This is a genomic window from Sphingobium cupriresistens (genome assembly GCF_004152865.1).
In the GTDB taxonomy this organism is placed as follows: Bacteria; Pseudomonadota; Alphaproteobacteria; order Sphingomonadales; family Sphingomonadaceae; genus Sphingobium; species Sphingobium cupriresistens.
Genome location: NZ_SEOO01000009.1, coordinates 95,962 through 119,302, shown reverse-complemented (window position 1 = coordinate 119,302; position 23,341 = coordinate 95,962). Strand labels below are relative to the sequence as shown.

Sequence of the window (23,341 nt, the reverse complement as noted above, 5' to 3'; positions counted from 1 at the left end):
CGCAAACCTTCCCGACTATGCTCTCGCCGGGCAATACCAGTCCATGCCACCATTCACTCCATCTTGTCGCAAAGACGGCTGAATCACAACATGCTGGTATTGCTCAACAACTTTCGGATCGGGCTCTGAGCCGTGCAAGCGCTGGTCGGTCGAGCATCTGCACCCGACTGGCCCGCATTTCGAGCAAACCCTGTTCCTTCAGCATCCGCAACATGCGGTTCATGTGCACAGATGTTATACCGCAGGCCTCGCCCAGATCATTCTGGGTCATGGCGAGTTCGAAGCTGACGCCATCGCTCAGCCCTACCGCCCGCAGCTTCGCCTCTATTTCGCAGAAAAAATGCCCGACGCGCGCCACGGCATCCAGCCGGCCCAGGCGGAAAATCCATTCGCGATGCATGGCCGCGTCAAGAAGCGTGCTGAACCACAAAAGCTTGACCAACCCCGGTCGGTCGCTCATCAGAATGTCAAGATTTTTGTGCGGCACCGTCGCGATCTTGCAGGCCGTCAGAGTTGCCAGGTCATGGTCGAGATGCTTGAGCGGATAGGCATGGAGATCGACGAAGTCGCCCGGCACATGTACTGCTACAAGTTGCCGCAGGCCTTCCCGGTCATCCATGTAGCGGCAGATTAGTCCCTCGACGAGGTAGGTGCTGAAATGCACCGGCTCCCCTTTGCGCACGAGGGTCATCCGCGCAGGCAAAGACCGGACTTCACCGACCGACGATTCGAGCGCCGCCCGATCCTCTGGAAGGATCTGTTCCCCCCGACGGTGGCGCAGGAAATCGTCGAATATCATGAGGCCCCCTATGCTTTAGTTGATCGAACGCATGATCGACTATGTCTTCGCCAATTTGCAAGGGCACGCGACTATGCCTGCGCCGACCGCGCATGGACGTCAAGCGGTGGCATATACAGACGCCTTGCCTCTCCGCTCGCGCTTTCCTGTCCTCCGCTTGCATCGCGGACGACAGGATCAGCTTAGGCGGTGGTCAGCACGCCGCTATAGGCCGAATCCTCCAGAGCCTTGCCGGCGCCCATGGCCACGCAGATCAGCGCGTCGTCCGCGACCCTTACGGGCAGGCCGGTCTGCTCCGACAGGGCCTGGTCTAAATGCCCCAGCAGGGCGCCGCCTCCGGTCAAGGTAATGCCTTCCTCTATGATGTCGGCGGATAATTCGGGCGCCGTCTGCTCCAGCGCGGCCATGACGGCCTGCTTGATCTGACCTACGCCTTCGATCAGCGCTTCTGCAATCTCCAACTCGCTGATCGTGATTTCGGCCGGACGACCATTGACAAGATCACGTCCCTTGACTTGCATTGTGCGTCCTTGGTCGACCGGCAGCACCGCGGACCCTATCGCATGTTTGACGCGCTCCGCCGTCATCTCGCCGATCATCAGATTGTGATGACGCCGCACATGGGACGTGATCGCATCGTCCAGTTTGTCGCCACCCATGCGGACGGAATTGCTGTACGCAATCCCTTGCAGCGACAGGACGGCGACCTCTGTGGTCCCGCCGCCTATATCCACCACCATGGCGCCGCGCGGCTCAGTCACGGGCAGGCCGGCGCCGATAGCAGCGGCCATCGGCTCATCGATCAACTGCACGCGGGTCGCGCCCGCCTGCATCGTCGCAACCTGGATGGCGCGCCGTTCCACCATAGTCGAACCGGAAGGGACGCAGATGACGACCTCGTGACGTCGGCTGAATCGTCCCGACAATCCGACCGCCTTCGTCATGAAATGCTTGATCATCTGTTCGGCGACGTCGATGTCGGCAATGACGCCGTCGCGTAGAGGGCGAATCGCCTGGATGTTGGAGGGTGTCTTCCCCATCATCGGCTTAGCCTCATTGCCTACCACTTTGACTCGCCGCACTCCGGCGATGGTCTCGATCGCGATAACGGACGGTTCGTTGAGGACGATGCCGCGATCACGAACGTGGATGACCGTATTCACGGTGCCCAAGTCGATCGCCATATCATGAGCGGAAGAACCGAATAATCGCCTAAACATCTAATCCTCAGGGAATGGCAGTCCGGCCGCTATGCGGTGCTCTGGTCGGGATACAATCGCGGCACGGCGGATTGCCTGATTGTCGGGGCCACCGGAGTTGACAGGAGGGGAAGTTTTTTAGGGACGCTTTGGCGAGGCAGGAAATAATCGGGATTTGCTTGGTTCTTGATGTGAATCAGGCTGAGATCGATTTTGCCGGAAGGGCAGCTATGTTAGCCCGATGAGCCTATAGAAATAGCAAGGAAGTCGAGCATGACCCACGCCGCCGCTGAACCTGCCCTCGTCGGCATTGGGGGCTTGGACGATATCTTGGCGGGTGGGTTAACGCGGGGACGTGTTTTCCTGCTGGAAGGCAGCCCAGGGACCGGCAAGACGACGATCGCCACCCAATTCCTGATGGAGGGCGCGGAGCGGGGCGAAAAATGCCTGCATGTGACGCTATCGGAGACAGAGGAGGAGATGCGCGAGAGCGCGCAATCGCATGGATGGGATCTTTCCGGCATCGACCTGTTCGAACTGGTCCCGCCCGAAAGCTTGCTGGACGAGGACCAGCAACAGAGCCTGCTTTATTCGTCCGACCTGGAATTGGGCGAAACCACCCGGCGCATCTTCGAAATGTTCCAGAAGGTGAAGCCCGACCGGGTAGTGCTGGACAGCCTGTCGGAAATCCGCCTGCTTGCGCAAAGTTCGCTGCGCTATCGCCGCCAGATACTGGCGCTCAAGCATTTCTTTTCGACGCAGAACGCGACCGTTCTGATGCTCGACGACCTGACCGCCGACGTCGCGGACAAGACGGTGCATAGCGTCGCGCACGGCGTGATTCGCCTGGAGGAATTGTCGCCCGGTTATGGGCCGGAGCGGCGGCGATTGCGCGTCATCAAATATCGTGGCCGCCGATTCCGCGGCGGCTTCCACGATTTCATCATCGATACAGGCGGCGTGCGGGTCTTCCCTCGATTGGTGTCGGCAGAGCATAAGACGGAATTCACACGCGACCTGCTTTGCAGCGACTCGCCCGCGCTGGACGCGCTGCTGGGCGGGGGCATCCAGCGCGGATCCAGCGTTCTGGTCCTGGGGCCAGCCGGAACCGGCAAGTCGCTATTGGGCTTGACCTTTGTCGCCGCGGCGATCGCGCGCGGCGAACGGGCGGCAATGTTCGTGTTTGACGAGGAAATCGGCCTTTTGTTCAACCGCGCGATCGGGCTGGGCATCGACATGCAGGCTATGGTCGCCAACGGCAATCTCGTCATCGAACAGGTCGATGCGGCCGAATTGTCTCCTGGCGAGTTCTCTCAAAGAGTGCGCACTTGTGTCGAACAACATAAGGTCCGCACGATCATCATTGACAGCCTGAACGGATATCAGGCGGCTATGCCGGAAGAAAATGCTTTGGTCCTGCACATGCACGAATTGCTGCAATATCTGAACCGACAGGGCGCGACGACCTTCTTGACCGTGGCGCAACATGGCCTGGTGGGCGACATGAAGGCGCCGGTGGACGTCACCTATCTGGCCGATACCGTTGTGCTGCTGCGCTATTTCGAGGCATCGGGGCGCGTGCGGCGCGCCATCTCGATCATCAAGAAGCGCACGGGCGCGCATGAAGACACGATCCGCGAGTTCCGCATCGGCAGCTATGGCATCCGTCTGGGCGAACCGCTGGTCGGGTTTCAGGGGGTTTTGCGGGGCGTGCCCAATTTCGTCGGCGGGCAGGGCGCGCCCCCCCTGCTGGAGGACGAGGCGCGGTGATCCCGCATTTCTCCGAACGCGGGATCATCCTTGCGCCGCACGGGCGCGACGCCGCCATCGCCGGGTCGATCTTGACCGATGCGGGGCTGCGATCGACGATCGCCGCCTCGTTACGCGACATGGTCGGCGAACTGGAACGGGGCGCGGGTTTCGCGCTGCTCACCGAAGAGGGGCTGCGGACGGCGAATCTCAATCCGCTCGCGCTTTGGCTGGATGCGCAGCCGGAATGGTCCGATTTCCCATTCGTGCTGCTGACGCAAAAGGGCGGCGGTCTTGAACGCAATCCAGCCGCGAAGCGGTTTCTGGACATGCTCGGCAACGTCACCTTCCTGGAACGGCCCTTCCACCCCACCACTCTGGTCAGCCTCGTCCAGTCGGCGCTGCGGGGACGTCGGCGCCAATATGAGGCGCGGGCGCGATTGGAGGAACTGCATCGTGGCGCGGATAGATATCGATCGCTGTTCGAATCGATTGATGCGGGATTTTGCATCATCGACATGGTCTTCGACGCGAACGGAAGCCCGATCGATTACAGGTTCGTTGAGGCCAATCCCGCCTTTGAACGCCAGACCGGTTTGCAAGGTGCTGTGGGACAATCCATGCGGACGATGGTGCCTGGACATGAGCAGCATTGGTTCGACGTCTATGGCGCGGTTGCCCAGAACGGCGAGCGCGTGCGTTTCGAACAACATGCCGAGGCGCTGGGGAACATCTGGTACGATGTCTATGCGTTTCGGGTCGGCGATCCGAACGCGCGGCGGGTCGCCATCCTGTTCAACGATATTTCCGACCGTCGGCAGATGGAACTGGCCCTGCGTGAGAGCGAAGAACGGCTGAGGCGTCTCAATGAAACGCTTGAAGAGCGCGTCGTGGAGCGCACCCAGGCGCTCGAACTCGCGCAGGAAGCGCTGCGCCAGTCGCAGAAGCTGGAAGCGATGGGGCAACTCACGGGGGGCGTCGCGCATGATTTCAATAATCTCCTCACCCCGATCGTTGGCAGTCTCGACCTGTTGCTCCGGCGCGGAATCGGCACTGATCGGGAGCGCAAGCTGATCGAGGGCGCGGTCCAGTCGGCCGATCGGGCGCGCACTCTCGTTCAACGTCTGCTCGCCTTCGCCCGGCGACAGCCATTGCAGGCGACCGCGATCAACATCAGCGATCTCATTGAAAATCTTTTTGATCTGGTCGCCAGCACTTGCGGTCCGCGGATCAAGGTGGCGATCGACGTCGCCGATGCGTTGCCGCCGGCCAAGGCGGATGCGAACCAGATCGAAATGGCGCTCCTCAACTTGGCGGTGAACGCGCGCGATGCGATGCCCGATGGCGGCGCCCTGACGATCTGCGCGGCGCTGGACCAGGTGAAAGCCGACAATCCGGCCCGATTGCGACCGGGCGCCTATGTCCGGCTGAGCGTGATCGATACCGGGTCGGGGATGGACGCGGACACGATAGCCAAGGCCGTAGAGCCGTTTTTCACGACCAAGGGTGTCGGGCAGGGGACCGGGCTTGGCCTCTCTATGGTCCATGGCCTCGCCGCGCAATTGGGCGGCGGTCTGTTCATCGACAGCCTGGTCGGACGGGGTACGCGCATCGACCTGTGGCTGCCGGCGACGGATGCGTGCCCCGAACAGGCGCCCGCGCCGATGGAGATCGACTGCGCGCAGCGCGATTGCGGTGTTGCGTTGGTGGTGGACGATGAGGATCTGGTGCGCGCCAGTACGGCCCATATGCTCAGCGAACTGGGCTATACGGTCGTAGAAGCGCATTCGGGGGAGGAAGCGCTAAGGATGTTGTGCATCTCCAACGAGATAGATTTGCTCGTCACCGATCATCTAATGCCGGGCATAACGGGCACGGACCTCGCCACGCAACTGCGCGAATCTCGACCGGGAATGCGGGTGCTGGTGGTGTCGGGTTATGCCGAGGGAAAGGGCATTTCACCCGACCTTCCGCGCCTGACCAAGCCTTTCAAGCAAAGCGATCTCGCGAATTGTCTGGCGCAGTTATGATGGCGCAGATATTCCCCGCGAAGCAGCGGGCGCCTTGGCGGCGACGGTTGCGGGTTTTTGCACGGGCAAACCGCAGAGGCGGGTGTTGCGCGCCATGTCAGCCGATCGTTTGACGCACGCGCCGCAGCGTTCTACCCGCGCAGCCATGATCGCCCTTTTGTCCCCTGCCAAGACGCTTGATTTTGAGCGCACCCTGCCGCCGCTTGATGTTTCGACTCCGCATTTCGCGCAGGAGGCGCATAGCCTCGCCAAATCGGCGGCGAACCTGACGCAGAAACGATTGTCGGAATTGATGCATATCTCTCCGCGTCTCGCCAAGCTCAATGCCGATCGGTTCCGCGACTTTGCGGATCTGCCCGAACGACCGGCGCTGTTCGCCTTTGCCGGCGACGTCTATACCGGTTTTGAAGTGGATACGCTGGAGGCGGCCGGCGTCGCCTTCGCCCAAAACCATGTCCGCATTTTGTCCGGCCTCTATGGCCTATTGCGGCCGCTGGACGCTATCCGACCCTATAGGCTGGAAATGGGCACGCGCTGGGCGCCACGACATAAAAGCCTGACCGACTGGTGGGGCGATCGGATCGCCCAATTGCTCCTCGCCCAGATTGCCGAAGAAGGGGCGGGGATCGTGCTCAACCTCGCCAGCCAGGAATATTTTGCGGCGATCAAGGGGCGGCTTGGCAATGTCCGGGTGATCGAAGTCGAGTTTCGTGAGCCAGGCCCGAACGGCCCGCGCTTCATCAGCTTCAATGCCAAGCGCGCGCGCGGCATGATGGCGCGCTGGTTGTGCGAGCATCATGTCGCCGATGTGGATGCGATGCGCGGGTTCGACAGCGACGGCTATCGCTTCGATGCCGATGAGAGCGATGCGGATCGCTGGCGTTTCACCCGGACATGACGACGGGCGGCAAGGCTTCCGCCGTGATCATCGGTGCATCGGGCGGGATTGGCGGCGCTTTGGAAGCAGCGCTGATCGAGGAAGGCGCATTTGCGGTCGTCCACGGTTTCGCTCGCTCCCGAAGCGAGGCTCAGCATATCGATCTGCGCGATGAAGCCAGCATCGCCTCGGCCGCGGCGCATGTTGCGGACGGCCCTGTGCCCACCTTGGTCATCGTCGCGACGGGTTTGCTGCATGATGGCGATAGCGGGCCGGAAAAGGCTCTGCGCGATCTCGATCCGGAATGGCTTGCGCAACTCTATGCGATCAACGCGATCGGCCCCGCGCTGGTAGCCAAGCATTTCTTGCCGATCATGCCTCGGACAGGGCGCACGCTGTTCGCGGCGTTATCGGCGCGGGTGGGATCGATCGACGATAATCGCCTTGGCGGGTGGCATGGCTATCGGGCATCCAAAGCCGCGCTCAACATGCTGATCCGCACTCTTGCGATCGAGGAGCGTCGCCGCAACGATCGGGGCATAGTCGTGTCGTTGCACCCCGGCACGGTCGATACATTCTTGTCACGCCCTTTCCAGGGCAATGTTCCCGCCGGGCGCCTGTTCGACCCGGAACGCGCCGCGCTGCAACTGCTGGACGTGATAGAGGGTCTGAAGGTGCCCGACAGTGGCAAGCTGTTCGATTTTCAAGGCGAAGAAATCCCGTTCTGAACGGCGAAAGGCGTTTGATGTCAACCTCTTCAGGTCTTCGATCTGAGTGCGACCATCGCCGACGCGATCTTCACCCATGCCGCTACGATCGTTCAGCGCCGGGCTTTCTACGCCGACTTGAAAGGCCGTCCGTCCAATCAGAACTTCACCGACGCATTGACGAAGAAGGCACGGCCATAAACGTCATAGGTCGAAGGATAGGTGTTCGACTGTTCCTGGTTGTCGCCCAGGATTGGCGGCTTCTTGTTAAAGATATTGTTCATGTCGATGGTCCAGCCGAAATTCTTCGTCACTTGTATCTGCGCACCCAGATCGAACAAATTATAGGCCTTGATCTTCTCAACGCTATATTGGGTCGTATCGTCGTCATCCTTGACGCTCGACAGGTGGCGGTGGGTCAGCGACAGGGTCAGCGGGCCGCTGCTGTATGTGACGCGGTTGCTTAGGCGCAGCTTGGAATAGGGGTTACCGCAATAGATGCCGAATTTGCCTGCGCATTTCTGCGTCAGTTCGGGGATCGCCGCCAGCGGATTGAGATCATATTGGATCAGCCGCGTGCCGGAAATGCGGAAATCCAGCTTGCCTGTCTTTGCGCCCAATATTCCGAAATTGAGCGGCACGCTGTAGCGCGCCTCGAAATCGACGCCCCGCGTCTTGAGCCCGCCGGTATTGGCCAGCAGGTTTTGCGCCCCCTCGATCGCATAGCTGTTGGCGTTGCGCGGCAGCAGCGAACAGGCGCTGCTGTCATAGGGCGTCCAGCCATTGGCCGCCGTGCCATAGCAGGCCGCGATCAGGTTGGCGGTGCCGGGCGTGGAGATATAGTCGGCGATCTTGATCTGGTAATAGTCGACCGTCATCGTGAAGCGTGGCAGAAGGCGCGGTTGCAGGATCACGCCCCCGGTCCAGGTGTCCGACGTCTCCACGCCCAGGCCGCTATTGCCACCGCTATAGGACTGGATCTGCGTGCTGCCGCCATTGAGCGAGGTGCCCAGCAGCGTGGATGGCACACCAGCGGCAACGCAGCTTGACGTCAGGTTGGCGTTAGTCAGTGCAGCCGCGTTTTCGCACGGGTCGTTCGCGGTCGGATAATCCTCCGACTGGCCAGAATAGAGATCCGCGACAGTGGGCGCGCGCACCGCCCGGCTATATTGGCCGCGCAGCGTGATGTCCTGGATCGGCGCATAAACCAGGCCCGCTGAATAGGTGCTGACCGACTTGGCGGCGGTGGAATAGCGCGAAAAGCGATAGGCGCCGTTGAACTCCAGCTTGTGGACCAGCGGCATGTCTGCCAGCAGCGGCACGTCGATTTCGGCGAACAACTCCTTCACATTATAGCCTCCCGACAGGCCCTCGCCCGCGTTGAAGCCGACGACGTCGCCCGATGAAAGCGCATAGTCGGGATCATAGCTGCCATGTTCGCTGCGATATTCCGCGCCGATCGCGATTCCGGCCGGGCCAGCACCCAGGTCGAACAGATTGCCGTTGGTGATCGACAAGTTGGCGACCTGTTCAGTGATGGTGCTGACATTTTTCGCCGGGATGGCGATGAATGCCGCCGCCGCGTCGCTGATGTTGCCCGCGCCAAAGATGTTGAGCGGGACGCAGCCGTTGCTGGTGTCGGAACAGACCAGGTTCCCGTCGCTGTCATAGGTGGTCGCCAGCGCTTGCTCGACCCGGCTGCGCGACACGTTGCCGGTCTGGGTTTCCACCGACTTGGTGCGGGCATAGCTGTAATAGCCGTCATAATTCCAGTGGTCGGCAATCGCCCCCTGTGCACCGATGACAGTGCGATAGGCGGTATTGTCGACCGACGAGATGCGCGGCCCGACTTCGTTCATGCGGCGATAGATGGACGCGGTGGTGTAGCCGTCGCCATCACTGTCCAGCCCCTGAAGCAGCGCCTGCGAAGAGGTGGACAGGAAACTGCTGTCATTGTCCAGTTCCACCGTGCCGGTGAAGGGGGTGGAGGCCAGCCGGTTCTTGACCCGGTTGTTGATGAACTGCCCTTCGGCATAAACGGTCAGGTGGTCGCTGACCTCGTAGTGGGTCTGTGTGCTCAACAGGATGCGCTTCTGGGGCACCTGCAGATAATTGTCCGGCGCATAATTATAGGCGTCGGTGCTGGAGGTATAGGCCGAATAGCTGCCGTCGCTCTCAAACTTGCGCTGCACGCCGCCGATCGCGAAACGGGTGCCGGGGATGGAGCCGGAACCGCCCGCCGCCAGGCCGCCGTCGCCATCGTCGGTATAGGCCTGCTTGGTATAGCTGCGCCCTGCCTGCAACACGCCGTCGCGCTTGGTATAGTCGATGTAGAAGGTCGCATTTCCGCGCCCATCGGCGAAATTCCCGCCCAGCAACAGGTTGGTGTTGAATGTGCCGCCATCGCCCGCCTGGTTGATGCGGTAATTGGCATTGGCTTCCACACCTTCGAAATTCTGCTTCATGACGAAGTTGATGACGCCGGCGATGGCATCGGACCCATAGATCGCCGACCGGCCCCCGGTGACGACCTGAACCTGATCGATCAGGCCGGCGGGGATGGTATTGAGGTCGACGACCTGGTTAGAGTCATAGGAAACATAGCGGCGGGCATTGACCAGTACGAGCGTGCGAGTGGAACCCAGGCCGCGGAGGTCGGCCGTCGATACGCCACCACCTGGGTTGTTGGATGCGGCGGTCGTGCTGGGGATCAGTTGCGGCAGATCGTTGATGATCGCCTCGACATTGATCTTGCCGCTCAGCTTGAGTTCCTGGCTGCCGATGACCGCGATGGGCGATGCCTGCTGCAGGTCAGGACGGGCGATACGCGATCCGGTCACGACGATCGTCTCGGCGGGCGCGGCGCTGCCTTCCGGTGCGCCGCTCTGGGCAAGGGCCGGGCTCGACAGGCCGAGCAGGACCGTCGACGCCAAGAGGCGCCTGCAAAATTCAGCCGATGTCATGATATGATCCCTTCGATGCGGTATAGGCGACCCGTGCAGTTTTTATCGTGTCTGCATCGAGTTGATGGAAGGGATGTGCCTTGTCGTGACGCAAGTCGTCAATATTGTGATTTTGTTAAACAGCGGCTTTTCAGGCAATGTGTCTTTTGAGAAACGATAATTTCACAATATTACTACGTATTTGGTAATATTACGATAATTTCATTTTATTTCAAAATGATGCAATCTATCTATCATTGTCGGATAGATAAGACATCGTCCTTCCCTCGCATTCTTTCGATGCTGGACGAACGCGCACATATAGAACATAAGAAGAACATAGTGAGTGATTCTAGATATGACAGCCCATGGTCCCATCAGCAGCGCGCGTCCGGCAGGGCGGCATGCGTCAGAAGTGCAAGCGTCCTGCCGGGCGCTTGAGCGGGGACATCTGCATGAAATTCACAGCCAGGCTGAGGACCGGGCGGCCGCCTTGGCCTTTGCCCTGACGCAAGGCCCACTGGCCGGGGCAGGCGCGATCTTTGCCCTGCGTACACCGCGTCGCCAGCGCCTGCCAACGCTGTTTTCGGGTGACGGACTGGCGTTGCTGGGTATCCAGCCCGGCCGCCTGACGATCGTAGAGACAAGGACTGAGGTGGATATGCTGCGCGCCGGGCTGGAAGCGGCGCGCTGTCCGGGCGTGGCGGGAGTGCTGATGGAGAGCGAGGGGCGGTTCGCCGACTATGACCTGACCGCCAGCCGCCGTCTGGTGTTGGCGGCGGAAGCCTCCGGCGCCTGCATAATATTGCTGCGGAGCGATGCCGAACCGCGATCGAGTGGCGCGCAGACCCGCTGGACCATCAAAAGCGCGCCCTCCGTAGCGCTGGAGGCGAACGCTCCCGGATACCCGGCGATCGAGGCCCAATTGCTCCGCTGTCGTGGCGGTCCGGCGGGCGGACGCTGGCGGCTGACATGGGATAGTGAAGGTGGATGTTTCAGGGATGCAGACGGACGAGCGCCTTTGCCTGGCGCTGTGGTTCCCTTTTCTCGCCTGCGAACGGATGCAGGCGACGATGGAGCCGATCAGCGACAGGTCGCCTGAAGCCGGCGCACCCGAACCCTTCGCGCTGGTGGCGCGGGTCGGCAATGCGCTGCGATTGGCGGCGGTGGACATGTTGGCGGTCAAACAGGGACTGACGACGGGCATGACGCTGGCCGATGCGCGGGCGCGTTGCCCGACGCTCGTCACGCGCCCGGCCGATCCCGTCGCCGATGCGCAGGCGCTCGATCGCCTTCTGGAGGCGATGCGGCACTTTACCCCCATGGTGGCGCTGGATGCGCCGGATGGCCTCATCCTCGACATCAGCGGTTGCGGCCATCTGTTCGGCGGTCCCAAGGCGCTTGCGCAACAGGCGCGGGCGATGGCTGGCTATGCCAGCCGCCATGCCTTTGGTCCCAACGCCATGGCGGCCCGTGCGTTGGCCCGGCATGGCGGCGGCGATGTAGCCGCGTTGCCGGTCGCGGCGCTCGAACTGGACGATGGCGCACTGGCCGCCCTTCGCCGGGCCGGCCTGCGTAGCATCGGCGACCTGTCCCAGCGGCCCATGGGCATGATCGCCGCCCGCTTCGGCGAGCAGGCGGTCACCCGGCTGCGCCAGATATTGGGCGAAGCGCCCAGCCCGATCGCGCCGCGCCGTCCATCGGCTCCGATCCGCGCCGAGGCGCGCTTTCCCGAACCGATCGCCCGGACCGAGGATGTCATGGACGTGATCGAGGATTTGCTGAATCAGGCCGCGCGGCAGATGGAGGCGCGCAAGCTGGGCGGGCGACGGTTCGTCATCCGTTTGCTGCGCAGCGATGGCGCGCGGCAAGGGTTGGCGATCGAAACCGGGCAACCGGTGCGCGATCCTGCCGCCGTGCTGCGCTTGCTGCGGGAACGGATCGATACGATGGCCGATCCGCTCGACCCCGGCTTCGGCTTCGACGCCGTGTTGCTGGCGGTGCCGCGCGCGGAGCCGCTGGCCGAACGGCAGCAGGCTATGGACGGGGAAGCACAGGTGGCGGAGGACGGCATCGTCGCGCTGGTCGATCGTCTGGGCATCCGCCTCGGCCCGGACAATGTCCGCCGCCTCCAGCCCTGCGACAGGCATCTGCCCGAAGGGGCGCAACGGCTGATCCCTGCGACGCAGTCCCGGCAGCAGCCCTGGCCGACAGCGCAGGATCGCCCGCCCCGACCGCTGCTGCTGTTCGACCCGCCCCAGCCGGTGGCGGTGATCGCCGGCGTGCCCGATGGCCCACCCCAGCGCTTCCGCTGGCGCGACCGCTTGCATGAAGTGCGGCTGGCCGAAGGGCCGGAGCGGATCGCGGCGGAATGGTGGCGCAGACGAGATGGGCATCAGCCGGGTGGCGCAGGCAAGACGCGCGACTATTACCGGATCGAGGATAGCGACGGACGCCGTTACTGGATGTTCCGCCATGGCCTGTTCGGCGAGGAAACCGACATTGTCTGGTATCTGCACGGCCTGTTCGCATGAGCGACTTTGCAGAAGTGGTGGCCGCCACCAATTTCAGTTTCCTGCGCGGGGCATCCCATCCCCAGAAGATGGTGCAGCAGGCTGCGCATCTGGGCATGACCGGCATCGGCATTGCCGATCGCAATACGGTGGCGGGCGTAGTGCGCGCGCATCAGGCGCTCAAGGATCTAAAGCCGCTGGGCGTCACCATGCGCCTGATCGTCGGTGCGCGGCTGGTCTTTGCCGACGGCACGCCCGACATCATCGCCTATCCGCGCACGCGCTTCGGCTGGGGCCGGCTGACCCGGCTGCTGACCGAGGGGAATCGCCGCACGATCAAGGGCGCGTGCGAACTCAGCTTATCGGACCTGATCGATCATGCGCAGGACATGGCGTTGATCGCGATGGATGACGACGCGGCGCTGCTGGCGCAATTGCGGGCGCTCAGCCCGCATCTCTGGCTCGCCGCGACTATGGGGCGATCCGGGCGTGATGCGCGGATGCTGGCCCGGCGGCAGGCGCTCGCGGCGCAATGCGGCGTGCCGTTGATCGCTACTAATGATGCGCTTTATGCGGGAGCGGAGGATCGACAGATGCAGGATGTGCTGACCTGTATCCGCGAAGGGCTGACGATCCAGACCGCCGGCCGCCGCCTTGCCCCCAATGCGGAACGCCACCTGAAAGCCCCCGCAGAAATGGCGCGCCTGTTCGCCGCCTGCCCACAGGCGATCGCCGCGACGCAGGATTTGTTGGGCTGCATCGACTTTAATCTAGACCAGTTGGTCTATGAATATCCGCATGAGCCGGTGCCGGAAGGCTGGGCGCCGCAGGACTGGCTCGAACATCTGGTTGAGGAAAATGCGAAGGCGCGCTTCCCCGACGGATTGCCGCCCGCCTATCGGAACGTACTGAATGACGAGTTCCGTCTGATCCGTTTCAAAAGCTACGCTTATTATTTCCTGACCGTCCACGACATTGTCGCCTATGCCCGCAGCCTTGATCCACCGATCCTGTGTCAGGGGCGCGGGTCAGCGGCCAATTCGCTAGTCTGCTTTCTGCTGGGCGTCACGCCGATCGACCCGGTGGAACAGAAGCTGCTTTTCTCCCGCTTTCTGACCGAGGCGCGGGACGAGCCGCCCGATATCGACGTGGATTTCGAACATGAGCGGCGCGAGGAGGTGATGCAATATATCTACCGCCGTTATACGCGCGAGCGAGCGGGCATCGCCGCGACCGTTATCCGTTACCGCCAGCGCAGCGCGCTACGCGAAGTCGGCAAGGCGCTGGGCCTGACCGAGGATGTGACGGCGCGCCTGTCCGGCACCGTCTGGGGCAGTTGGAGCGGAGATCAGGAAGTGCCCGAAGCCCGGCTGACCCAAGCGGGCTTCGATCCCGCCAATCCCGAACTCGCCCGGCTGCGCGACATGGCGAGCAGCCTGCTCGAATTTCCCCGGCATTTGTCGCAGCATGTCGGCGGCTTCGTCCTGAGCCAGGGGCGGCTCGACGAACTGGTACCGGTTCACAATGCCGCCATGCCCGATCGCACCTTCATCGAATGGGACAAGGATGACCTGGAAACGCTGAAACTGATGAAGGTCGATGTGCTGGCGCTCGGCATGTTGACCGCGATCCGCAAGAGCTTCGACCTGATGCGCCTGCATGGCCTGGACGACCTGAAGCTGGAAACGGTGTCGCGCGAAGATCCGGAAACCTACGCCATGCTGCAAAAGGGCGACAGCATCGGCACCTTCCAGGTTGAAAGCCGCGCCCAGATTTCCATGCTGCCCCGCATGAAGCCCAAGAAGTTGTACGACCTCGTCATCCAGGTCGCGATCGTGCGGCCCGGCCCGATCCAGGGTGGTATGGTCCATCCCTATCTTCGACGGCGCAACAAGGAAGAAACGCCGGACTATCCGGGGCCACCAGACAATCCCGACGAATTGAAGGACGTGCTGGAAAAGACGCTTGGTGTTCCGCTGTTTCAGGAACAGGCGATGCGGCTGGCGATCGTGGCCGCCAAATTCACGCCGGAAGATGCGGACGGTCTGCGTCGATCCATGGCCACCTTCCGCAATCGCGGGACGATGGGCTATTGGCAGGACAAGTTCATTGGTGGCATGACGGCGCGCGGCTATCCGCTCGATTTCGCCGAACGCTGTTTTGAACAGATTAAGGGCTTCGGTGAATATGGCTTTCCCGAAAGCCATGCTCAGGCGTTCGGCTGGCTCGCCTATGTCTCCTCCTGGCTGAAATGCCATTATCCCGCGGTCTTCACCTGTGCCTTGCTCAACAGCCAGCCGATGGGCTTCTACGCGCCCGCGCAACTGGTCCGCGACGCGCAGCAACATGGCGTGGAGGTGCGGCCGATCGATGTGCAGGCGAGCGACTGGTATAGCAGCCTGGAAGGGGAGCGCATCCTGCGCCTTGGCCTCAAGCAGATTGATGGATTCCGCGAGGAATGGGCCAAGGCGCTGATCGCGGCGCGGCAGGAAAGCGCCCTGCGTGACATGGAGGATATCGCCCGCCGCGCCGGGGTGCCCGCGCGCGCGCTGCATCTGCTGACGGACGCCGACGCGCTCCAATCGATCGGCCGAAGCAGGCGCGAGGCGGGGTGGGACGCGCGCCGCGTGCCGCCGGCCCAACTGCCGCTTTTCGCTACGCAGGATCTGCCCGAACTCGGACGGGAAGCCGATCCGATGCTGCCGGCCATGCCGTTGGCCGAAGAAGTCGCGATCGATTATCAGACCCATCGTTTGTCGTTGAAGGGCCATCCGATGCAGTTTCTGCGCGCCCATTTCGCCCGACGCGGCGCCATCGACTGCGCATCGGTCAATGCCGCCAAAGACGGCGCGAAAGTGAAGGTGGCTGGCGTGGTCCTGATCCGCCAGCGGCCGGGCAAAGGCAATGCGGTCTTCATCACGATCGAGGATGAAAGCGGCATCGTCAACGCCTTGCTATGGGCGCGTGAGATGGAGAAACAGCGGCGCGCGGTTATGGCGGCGCGGCTGATGCTGATCGAAGGCGAAGTCCAGCGCAGCAAGGAAAATGTCGTCCATCTGATGGTCGATCGCGTTACCGACGCCAGCCAGGCGCTGGACTGGTTGCAGGAACAGCCGATGATGCGCGGAGATGAGGTGACTCATCCCGTCCATGCGCGCGCCGCCCCATCGCCGCGCAGACATCCCAGGGATGTGCGGATATTGCCGCGATCACGCGATTTCCATTGAATGTGTATAACAATATGGGTTCCCGCGAAGGCGGGAACCCAGTTCAAAAAAATCACCGCTTCCGCGCGAACCAGATGACGTGGCGCGGCCCTTTTCCATTGTCGCGCGCCTTGACCGCGACTTCGTCCACTTCGAAGCCTGCATTGCGCAGGCGGCGGGTGAAGGGATCGTCCGATCCCGCCGACCACACCGCCAATATCCCGCCGGGTTTCAGCGCCGCCTTGGCTACCGCCAGCCCGCTGGTCGAATAGAGCCGATCATTCGCCGCAGCGGTCAGTCCATCCGGGCCATTGTCGACATCCAGCAGGATCGCGTCATAGTTCCCCTGGCCCGCCGCGATCACCGGCACGACATCCTCGATCAGCAACTCAACGCGAGGATCGTCCAGGCATCCGGCCATCAGATCGGCCATCGGTCCGCGCGCCCATTCGATGATCTTGGGCACCAGTTCGGCCACGGTCACGCGCGCCGATCCGTCGAGCACGCCCAGGGCCGCGCGCAGGGTGAAACCCATGCCATAGCCACCAACCAGCAGATGCGGCGCCTTGCGCCCCTGCAATCGTTCGATCGTCATCAGCGCCAGTTGCTTTTCCGATCCACTCATCCGGCTGCTCATCAACTCGTTGCGGTCGAGCACGATCATATGATCGGCGCCGCGCCGATAGAGCTTCAATTCCTGCCCGCCCGGCACCTGCGCCGAATCCAGATATTCCCGCGGGATCATGATCGCTTCCTTCCATCTGCCGCACGCCATTCGTCCCATCGGCGCCACGCGCGATGCGCATGGCAGCTTGGCATCCGTCACGCAAATGCTACAGGCACCTGCAATCCTGCGTCCCCCCTTCGACGCCATCTCACAGGCAGGCAGTTTTCTTTCCATGCGGTATTTCCTCGACACCGAATTCAACGGCTTTGGCGGCACGCTGATCAGCGTCGCGCTGGTTCCCGAACATGGCGACCAGGAATTCTACGTCACTCTGCCGCTGCCAGAGGAAATCGAACCCTGGGTGGAAAAGCATGTCATTCCTTATTTGCGCCATGTCCCGCCCGGCATCGACCTGCAACTGGGCCGGGTGGAAGCGGCCGATCATGTCGCCGCCTATTTGGAAGGGGACAGTGATCCGATCATCATCGCCGACTGGCCGGAGGATCTGTCCCATTTCTGCGCGCTGCTGGTGACCGGGCCGGGCAGGATGGCGGGCGTGGACTTCGGGCTGCGGCTGGAACTGATCAACGCCGCCGGCTTCAGCGCCGCCGCCAACAGCCGCGTGCCGCACAACGCCCTGCACGATGCGCGTGCGCTGCGCGACTTCTACATGGCCGACTGATTGGGGTGTTCATGTCTCTGCGGACATAGACGAACCACCTTTGCGGCGACCGATGCCGAATCGCTCCAGCCACCATAGCAGCGCGCTCGTCGCCAGCCATGTGAGCCAGAAGGGCCAGGCCGATCCGGGCGTGCCGGCCGTCATCGCTGCTGCTGACGCATCCGGCGTGGCAGTTGACAACATGGCCATCGCCTGCCGATCGCGTGCGGCGCGCATTATGGGCAAAGCGTCGCGGGGTTGAACATGGAATAGGCGAAGTCCATCCTTCACGCGCAGGCTATGCCAGCCGGCTTTTGCGGGCCAGAAAGCGCCGCATCCCGCCACCGGAACCAACTTGGTCCGCGCGCCGTCGGCATGTTCTACTTGTCCGTCGTCGCCAATATCGCACAGCGCCATTCGTTCGCCCGCCCACACGACGCCGGGGATCATGCGGCTGGAGGGCGCAGGCCGCGCGACCGACGTAAGAAGGGCACTCCACCAGTCGCCATAGAGATCGCGGCGGCCGGTCAGGGTCAGGGCATAGCTGTCGACTCCGGTGAACAGCGCGACTCGCCCCATGCCGATCGCCCGCCACATACCCAGCGTTGCGCCGCCTTCATCCCGCAGCACCGGCACGGCTTCGCCGCCGCCGGGCGTCAGACCCAGGCGGCTAACATCGGGGGCCAAGTCTTCGGGCAGGGTCATGTCTACCGGCGATTCGTCGCTGCCGATGCCATGACGGGTGCGGGCAAGCGCTTCCTCGGACGCCTTTGGCAAGGCCAGAGGCGCCACCCCGCCCGGACCGGTCAGGCCAAAGCCCAAGGCCTGCCATTGCGACCGCGTTGGGCCGTCGATTGCACCGCCCGCGCGCAGCACCAGCCCCATGCCGCCGCGCACGGCGGCGATCAGCGGGCCGCGCAGTCCCGTCCATGCGCGATCGTCGACGATCGCCACGTCGAACCGGCGCAATCCGGCTGCATCCAGCGCTACCGGCGCGTCGCCAAGGGCGATCCCGGCCCCCGCGCTCATCTGCGTCGTCACGTCGAATCCTGCGTCGCTCGCCCAGCGTCGCAGATATTTGACCTCCGGCCCCGGCGCGCCTGCCAAAATCAATAATCGGGGGGGGGGGCTATCCGTTACCCAGACCGGGACGTCGGCCTGCTCGATCACGCGCTTGTCCTTGCGCACGCGCAGCGTGAAGCTGACGGCTCCCGCCGCCCGAGCAGTTCCGGCCAACAAGAAATGCCCATCCCGTTCGGCCGCACTGCTGTCGGTGACGCGGCCCGCCGGATCGATCAGTTCGATCGTTGCGCCGCTCAGCCGGGTCAGCGTTCCGCCCACGACAAACCGGCCGCCGACCGCCACGGTTGGAGGCGGCGTCAGATTGAGTATGCCTGGCCGGAGCGGCGGCGGATCGAACCGCACCGCCACCTGCTGCGCAGCATCGATATCGCGCTGGCCAAGGCCGTCGCCCAGCACGGTGATCGTTCTGACGCCGGGATGTCGCCGGAATGCGGTGGCAAGATCGGGCGTCGCTTCACCGCCGGCGATCGCAGATGCTTCGGGTAGCAGGATGAGTGGGGAGCCATCGGCAGTGGTGGCAAGGCGCGACGTTCCGGCTGTCGCGATCCGCAGGTCGGTCGCGCCGCCCCCCTCCATCGGCGGGAACAAAGCGCAATAGAGCAGCGTCGACACCAACGGCTGGAGCAGCATCAGTAATGCCAGTCGGACAGGCGAAGCCTCGCCCCTCTTCCGCGCGCGGCGATGCCATAATGACAGCCGGACCAAGGCAAGGAGCGTCGCAAGCCCCAGGGTCAGCGCCACCGCCCACTTTATTGTCATGGCGTTCCCTCGATAGCGCCCAGATAGCGTGCGCCAGCCGCATCTGAAGGGCGACGGCGGGCCGGTCGTGCGAGCGGACGCTCCATCGCTGTCCAGAGTTGCGCGCGCAATCGGGCGCGGCAGGCCGTGCAGGCCGGATCGCTGCGCACCGCGTCGATCGCGCCCATCAGCGCCAGCGGATCGGGCAACCGCCCGGCATTGACCCGCGTCCAATCCTGCAATGCGCCCAACGCGATTGGCCCGCGAATGGCATCCGGCCCGTCTCCCAACGCACGCCATGCGGCGGCGGCGGGGCCGTCGCTTCGCTCGACAGGAGCGACGGCCAGCGTACGGTTCGCCAGCCCCTCCCGCTTCCCGGTCATGCGCCGGGTCGTATCGATAGGCTGCAGTTCAGGGCCGACTCGCGACAGGAAGATACGCGTCGCCTGTTGCACTTCCTTGATAAAGCGCAGCGCCTTGTAAGCGAAGGGCAGGGCTAGGTCGGGGCGGCCCTGGTGCAATTCCCGTTCGGATTGCCACATTTCGTCGACCGCCTGTTTCAGGATCGCGCGAGTTTCGGGATCGAGGCTGGAGGCGGGGCTATCATCGTGCGGATGCCCGAAATCGCCCAGCACATCCTCCGGCGCGCCGAAGCCGGCGCTGGGTTGCTTGGGCGGCCCGCCATGATCGTAGCCGCCGCCTTCCTGATGCCCGTCCGCGGTCGGCAATTCCGGTTCGCCTTCCTCCTCGCCGCCCAGGAACTGGCTGTAGCGGCCGCGCAATATTTGCTGGTCGCCGCCGATCGACGCCGATCGCGTCATATAGCGGTCCGGCGCCAGCGCGCGCTTTTGCTTGATGAGCGCTTCGGCATCGATGATGATCTGCCGCTGGCTGCGGAAATAGGCGGGCAGGGTGGTGTTCACCATGCCCTCCATACCGCCGCTTTCGGGCTGTCTGGCCGATGGCCAGCGCAGGATCAGACTGGGGCCGTGAACCTCTTGCGGCACGGGCGCGCGGTTGTCGCGCACGATCAACTGCACCACCATGTCGCCGCCTGCCGCAAAGCCGAAGCTTGCAAAATCGAGCCGCGGCGCAAAACGGCGATCGCGCGCCGGGCCGCTGCCCGGCACCGCGATTTCCCGTTCGCTAAAGGTCACATTTTCGCCCTCGCCGATGGCCAGCGTCACGCGCAGCCGGGCGGTCGCGGCGACGCCATAATCGTCGGTCGCAGCAAAAACCGGGGTCCAACTGCGCTGATCGGATGTGACCATGGACAGGCTGGCGGTCGGCGATAGCGCCTTCACCAGGGGCGGGGCGTCGGCGATGGCGTCGATCCGGTGCAGCGGCGGGGTCGGGCCGCGTGCCGTGGCGGGATCGACCCGATAGAGGAAGGAGGCGTCGAGCGTCCGGCGGGCGATCCATATCTCGCCGTCGCGGCGCAGGGCCAGCGTCTGGCCAGCAAGCATCGCGAGACGGGGAGCGCTTGGCTGCGGATCGAACCGCAGCGTCCATTCCAGCCGCGACCCCTGCGGCGCGCGCGCATCAAGCAAGGCGGAATCGCGCACCGGCAGGCCGGTATAAGCGGGCGGGATGATGCGCAGATTTTGCGCGATCAGGCGCGGGATGCCGGGCCGGGCGGGCAGGCCTTCCAGCGCGGGGGCCAGGGTTGACGGTCCTTCGCCGGGACGCGGCCACAGCAGGGCGACGACGACCACCGCTACGGCCACGAGACTGAACGCCAGCAGCGACCGGCGCGACCAGTCGGGCCTCAGATCCTCCGGCGTGCCATGATCGATCCGCGCCGCGATGCGATCGCGCTGAAGCACCTGCAACGGCGCAAGCGGGGCATGTTGGGCGAACAGCAGCGCGCTGCTGTCCTCCAGTTCCGGGCGATTATTGTCGAGGTTGCGGACCAGCCAGGCGCGATCGAAGCGGGCGGCGCGCCGACGCGCGATGAAAAATGCAATGGCGCTGCCGATCGCGACCAGCAACAGGGCGAAGGCCGGTCCCCCCAAGCGCCAGCCGACGGCGCCGGCAGCGACCAGTAACGGCAACGCCAGCGCCCACGTATCGGCCAATGCCCGCCAGCGTGCGGGCGCGATCCAACGCGCGAGCAGCGCGGTCATGGCGCGATGCTCCGGCTGCGGCGCGTCGCCATCCAGCGCTCGGCCAGCAGCGACAGCGCGATCAGCAGGGCCAGCCAGGGTCGCAAAGATTGCGGCGGCTGGTCATAACTGCGTTCACCCGTCAACGGCGCATACTCGGCGGAGGCGACTCGCGCAGGCGGCGCCGTTGGGGCCAATAACGCGCGCAACTGAACCGGGAAATCCGCGTCCAGCAAGATGGGCATCTGCGTCGGTATCATCGCGCGCGTGAAATGCAGCAGGCGTCCCTTGCCCATCGGCAGCGCCTCTGCCAGCGTTGCGCCGATATCGTCGCGCCAGACGGGCAGGGCAGGGCGACCATCGGGCAAGCGTGCGTCGCTCGCCGTCAGCACCGTGCCGCCTTCGTTCACCCAGCGCAGGACGTCGTCCGGTAAGGTGCCGCCTGCAAACCAGACCAATATCCGTCGCCGATCTGGCAGCGGCGCATCGATGGCGGCGGTGTCGATATCCGCCTCCCGTCCGGCTGGTTGCCATGCCAATGCGGCGGCGCGGAGGTAGCGCAGCCGACCGCGATGATCGGCATCGGTGCGAACGGACAGCGGCGGCGGCGATGCAATCTTGGCCTCCGATGCCGCCATGGCCCCGCCCGTGATCCGCCATGTCACCTTGCGCGACAGGCGCAAGCGATCGGCGTCCGCGCCGTCGATGACAGTGGGCGTGATGATGGTGAGCGGCGTTCCAGTCGGCAATTCCGCGTCGATCTGCCGTATCAAACTGGCGATCGGCAGCGGCCCGGCCGGCCGGGGCGCGTCGATCGCCGGGAAGCCCGGCGCGATCCAGTGGAGGCGGCTATCCCCGAACGTCGCGGCGTTAAATTGCGCTCCCGGCACCACGGCGACATAGGGGCTGCGATCGGCCGCGCCGAACAGGATCGGTTGCGCCAGCCACAATGCCGCCAGCGCCAGCAACGCCATCCTTGCCAGCAACAAGGGCCATTCGTCGAAGCGCAGCCGGGAGCGCGGCTTCGGTTTCTGCCGCAGCCAGCGCAGCGCGGCGAAATCGGTCGGCCGTTGCTCGCTCTTGCGTGCGATATGGATGACCAGCGGCACGACCAGCGCGAGAAGCGCAGCCAGCGCCGCCGGGAAGAGCAACCCCATGCTCATGCATAGTCCGCCGCGCCATGAACGGAAAAGAGGCGACGCAGCGGCAGGTCGATAGGTTCGTCCAGCACATGCGCGGCATGGCGGATGCCCGCACCATCCAGCCGAGCGTGCAGCGCGGCGCGGGCTTCCCCGAAGCGGGCGATGAATCCGGCCCGCAATGCCGCGCCGTCCCCCAGATATTCCTCGCCAGTCTCAGGATCGCGAAAGCGATAGCCGCCGTCGAAGGGGAAATCCCGTTCGGCGACGGTCAGCATCTCGATCACCAGCGTCTCGCGCCCGGCCGCCGCCAGTTTCTCCGCCAGCGCCACCGCGCCGTTATCGAAACAGTCGCTCAGCAGGATGACGAGGTCGCGCGCTCCGATCCGCTCCCACAGCGGTCCCATTTGGGCGTCCGCCGCGAAGCCGCGCGCGGGATGCACGGTCAGCAAGTCGAGCAACAGCCGGTCGCGCTGGCGCGCGCCAGTCGCGGGCGGCAGCAATGCCAGCCCATCGTCACCCAGCGCGATGAAGCCGAAACGGTCGCCCTGTTTCATCGCCAGTTCGGCGATGGCGGCGGTGATGCTTTTGGCCGCGTCGAGACGGCAATAGTCAGGACGCGCGGCGTCGGCCTGGCCCATCGAGGCGCTGGCATCAATCAAAATCCACACCGCGACCGGGCTTTCGCGCTCAGCCTCGCGCACGAAGAATTTGTCCGACCGGGCGTAGAGTTTCCAGTCGATCTGGCGCAGCTCGTCGCCCGGTTCGTAAGCGCGATATTGAGCGAATTCCAGACCCGCCCCCCGGCTGTGGCTCTGGTGAAGGCCCAGTCCATGCGATCCTACGGCCCGGTGCGTGACGAGCCGCAGGCCGCGAAGGCGGCTGCGCACGTCAGGAGGGATGAGGTCGACCATTGGCAGAAAAGG

The 23,341-nt window shown here is 63.9% G+C and carries 16 protein-coding genes; 8 read left to right on the top strand and 8 right to left on the bottom strand.

Annotation, left to right across the window (positions count from 1 at the left end; all coding sequences use genetic code 11):
- Nucleotides 1–103: 103 nt before the first annotated feature.
- Both EWH12_RS07755 and EWH12_RS07750 read right to left on the bottom strand, forming a co-directional pair.
- A complete protein-coding gene (locus EWH12_RS07755) occupies nt 104–799 on the bottom strand; it encodes a Crp/Fnr family transcriptional regulator (RefSeq protein ID WP_129926217.1) in 696 nt (231 codons plus the stop codon).
- 182 nt (nt 800–981) lie between these two features.
- Nucleotides 982–2,019 (bottom strand): rod shape-determining protein, encoded by a 1,038-nt coding sequence (locus EWH12_RS07750; protein WP_129926216.1) that lies wholly within the window; start codon nt 2,017–2,019, stop codon nt 982–984.
- Between the two features lie 252 nt (nt 2,020–2,271).
- Here EWH12_RS07750 and EWH12_RS07745 point away from each other — a divergent pair, with 252 nt between their 5' ends.
- The 4 genes from EWH12_RS07745 to EWH12_RS07730 all read left to right on the top strand — a co-directional run bounded on the left by EWH12_RS07745 (nt 2,272) and on the right by EWH12_RS07730 (nt 7,382).
- Nucleotides 2,272–3,768 carry an ATPase domain-containing protein gene (locus EWH12_RS07745; protein ID WP_129926215.1) on the top strand — a complete coding sequence of 499 codons (1,497 nt, stop codon included), beginning with the start codon at nt 2,272–2,274 and terminating at the stop codon, nt 3,766–3,768.
- On the top strand, nt 3,765–5,777 hold the full coding sequence (locus EWH12_RS07740; protein ID WP_129926214.1) for a hybrid sensor histidine kinase/response regulator: 2,013 nt from the start codon (nt 3,765–3,767) through the stop codon (nt 5,775–5,777). Before EWH12_RS07745 ends, EWH12_RS07740 begins: the two co-directional genes overlap by 4 nt.
- A gap of 145 nt (nt 5,778–5,922) precedes the next feature.
- Nucleotides 5,923–6,675 (top strand): peroxide stress protein YaaA, encoded by a 753-nt coding sequence (gene yaaA / locus EWH12_RS07735; protein WP_129926213.1) that lies wholly within the window; start codon nt 5,923–5,925, stop codon nt 6,673–6,675.
- The gene (locus EWH12_RS07730) at nt 6,672–7,382 is read left to right on the top strand and encodes an SDR family NAD(P)-dependent oxidoreductase (protein WP_129926212.1); all 711 of its coding nucleotides are present in this window, start codon (nt 6,672–6,674) and stop codon (nt 7,380–7,382) included. Before yaaA ends, EWH12_RS07730 begins: the two co-directional genes overlap by 4 nt.
- Nucleotides 7,383–7,519: 137 nt before the next feature.
- Here the strand turns inward: EWH12_RS07730 and EWH12_RS07725 are convergent, their stop codons facing one another.
- A complete protein-coding gene (locus EWH12_RS07725) occupies nt 7,520–10,294 on the bottom strand; it encodes a TonB-dependent receptor (protein ID WP_242495977.1) in 2,775 nt (924 codons plus the stop codon).
- Between the two features lie 367 nt (nt 10,295–10,661).
- Between EWH12_RS07725 and EWH12_RS07720 the strand changes: the two genes are divergently transcribed.
- From EWH12_RS07720 to EWH12_RS07710, 3 genes are read left to right on the top strand one after another with little or no spacing between them, the layout of a single operon-like run.
- Nucleotides 10,662–11,405, top strand: a complete 744-nt coding sequence (locus tag EWH12_RS07720; protein ID WP_129926210.1) for an ImuA family protein — start codon at nt 10,662–10,664, stop codon at nt 11,403–11,405.
- Nucleotides 11,305–12,837 (top strand): Y-family DNA polymerase, encoded by a 1,533-nt coding sequence (locus EWH12_RS07715; RefSeq protein WP_129926209.1) that lies wholly within the window; start codon nt 11,305–11,307, stop codon nt 12,835–12,837. Before EWH12_RS07720 ends, EWH12_RS07715 begins: the two co-directional genes overlap by 101 nt.
- A complete protein-coding gene (locus EWH12_RS07710) occupies nt 12,834–16,043 on the top strand; it encodes an error-prone DNA polymerase (RefSeq protein WP_129926208.1) in 3,210 nt (1,069 codons plus the stop codon). Before EWH12_RS07715 ends, EWH12_RS07710 begins: the two co-directional genes overlap by 4 nt.
- 52 nt (nt 16,044–16,095) lie before the next feature.
- On the opposite strand, the gene EWH12_RS07705 is transcribed toward EWH12_RS07710, so the two are convergent.
- Nucleotides 16,096–16,767, bottom strand: a complete 672-nt coding sequence (locus EWH12_RS07705) for a spermidine synthase (RefSeq protein WP_066605318.1) — start codon at nt 16,765–16,767, stop codon at nt 16,096–16,098.
- Between the two features lie 154 nt (nt 16,768–16,921).
- On the opposite strand from EWH12_RS07705, the gene EWH12_RS07700 reads away from it, so the two are divergent.
- On the top strand, nt 16,922–17,371 hold the full coding sequence (locus tag EWH12_RS07700) for a hypothetical protein (protein ID WP_066605314.1): 450 nt from the start codon (nt 16,922–16,924) through the stop codon (nt 17,369–17,371).
- A 9-nt stretch (nt 17,372–17,380) separates the two neighbouring features.
- On the opposite strand, the gene EWH12_RS07695 is transcribed toward EWH12_RS07700, so the two are convergent.
- Genes EWH12_RS07695 through EWH12_RS07680 form a run of 4 tightly spaced genes read right to left on the bottom strand, consistent with a single transcriptional unit; the run spans nt 17,381 to nt 23,329 of the window.
- Nucleotides 17,381–19,192, bottom strand: a complete 1,812-nt coding sequence (locus tag EWH12_RS07695) for a carboxypeptidase regulatory-like domain-containing protein (RefSeq protein ID WP_129926207.1) — start codon at nt 19,190–19,192, stop codon at nt 17,381–17,383.
- Nucleotides 19,189–21,297: a DUF4175 family protein gene (locus EWH12_RS07690; RefSeq protein WP_129926206.1), complete on the bottom strand. Its 2,109-nt coding sequence runs from the start codon at nt 21,295–21,297 to the stop codon at nt 19,189–19,191. Before EWH12_RS07690 ends, EWH12_RS07695 begins: the two co-directional genes overlap by 4 nt.
- Nucleotides 21,294–22,439 (bottom strand): BatA domain-containing protein, encoded by a 1,146-nt coding sequence (locus EWH12_RS07685; protein WP_129926205.1) that lies wholly within the window; start codon nt 22,437–22,439, stop codon nt 21,294–21,296. The genes EWH12_RS07690 and EWH12_RS07685 overlap by 4 nt, the downstream gene beginning before the upstream one ends.
- Nucleotides 22,436–23,329 (bottom strand): DUF58 domain-containing protein, encoded by an 894-nt coding sequence (locus EWH12_RS07680; protein WP_129926204.1) that lies wholly within the window; start codon nt 23,327–23,329, stop codon nt 22,436–22,438. The genes EWH12_RS07685 and EWH12_RS07680 overlap by 4 nt, the downstream gene beginning before the upstream one ends.
- Between the last annotated feature and the right edge of the window lie 12 nt (nt 23,330–23,341).

What these genes read in the sequence shown, in the direction of transcription:
- EWH12_RS07700 (WP_066605314.1), top strand. Translation starts at nt 16,922, where the DNA reads ATGCGGTATTTCCTCGACACCGAATTCAACGGCTTTGGCGGCACGCTG.
- EWH12_RS07705 (WP_066605318.1), bottom strand. Translation starts at nt 16,767, where the DNA reads ATGATCCCGCGGGAATATCTGGATTCGGCGCAGGTGCCGGGCGGGCAG.
- EWH12_RS07730 (WP_129926212.1), top strand. Translation starts at nt 6,672, where the DNA reads ATGACGACGGGCGGCAAGGCTTCCGCCGTGATCATCGGTGCATCGGGC.
- EWH12_RS07710 (WP_129926208.1), top strand. Translation starts at nt 12,834, where the DNA reads ATGAGCGACTTTGCAGAAGTGGTGGCCGCCACCAATTTCAGTTTCCTG.
- EWH12_RS07720 (WP_129926210.1), top strand. Translation starts at nt 10,662, where the DNA reads ATGACAGCCCATGGTCCCATCAGCAGCGCGCGTCCGGCAGGGCGGCAT.
- EWH12_RS07690 (WP_129926206.1), bottom strand. Translation starts at nt 21,297, where the DNA reads ATGACCGCGCTGCTCGCGCGTTGGATCGCGCCCGCACGCTGGCGGGCA.
- EWH12_RS07695 (WP_129926207.1), bottom strand. Translation starts at nt 19,192, where the DNA reads ATGACAATAAAGTGGGCGGTGGCGCTGACCCTGGGGCTTGCGACGCTC.
- EWH12_RS07750 (WP_129926216.1), bottom strand. Translation starts at nt 2,019, where the DNA reads ATGTTTAGGCGATTATTCGGTTCTTCCGCTCATGATATGGCGATCGAC.
- EWH12_RS07685 (WP_129926205.1), bottom strand. Translation starts at nt 22,439, where the DNA reads ATGAGCATGGGGTTGCTCTTCCCGGCGGCGCTGGCTGCGCTTCTCGCG.
- EWH12_RS07715 (WP_129926209.1), top strand. Translation starts at nt 11,305, where the DNA reads ATGCAGACGGACGAGCGCCTTTGCCTGGCGCTGTGGTTCCCTTTTCTC.
- EWH12_RS07745 (WP_129926215.1), top strand. Translation starts at nt 2,272, where the DNA reads ATGACCCACGCCGCCGCTGAACCTGCCCTCGTCGGCATTGGGGGCTTG.
- EWH12_RS07755 (WP_129926217.1), bottom strand. Translation starts at nt 799, where the DNA reads ATGATATTCGACGATTTCCTGCGCCACCGTCGGGGGGAACAGATCCTT.
- yaaA (WP_129926213.1), top strand. Translation starts at nt 5,923, where the DNA reads ATGATCGCCCTTTTGTCCCCTGCCAAGACGCTTGATTTTGAGCGCACC.
- EWH12_RS07680 (WP_129926204.1), bottom strand. Translation starts at nt 23,329, where the DNA reads ATGGTCGACCTCATCCCTCCTGACGTGCGCAGCCGCCTTCGCGGCCTG.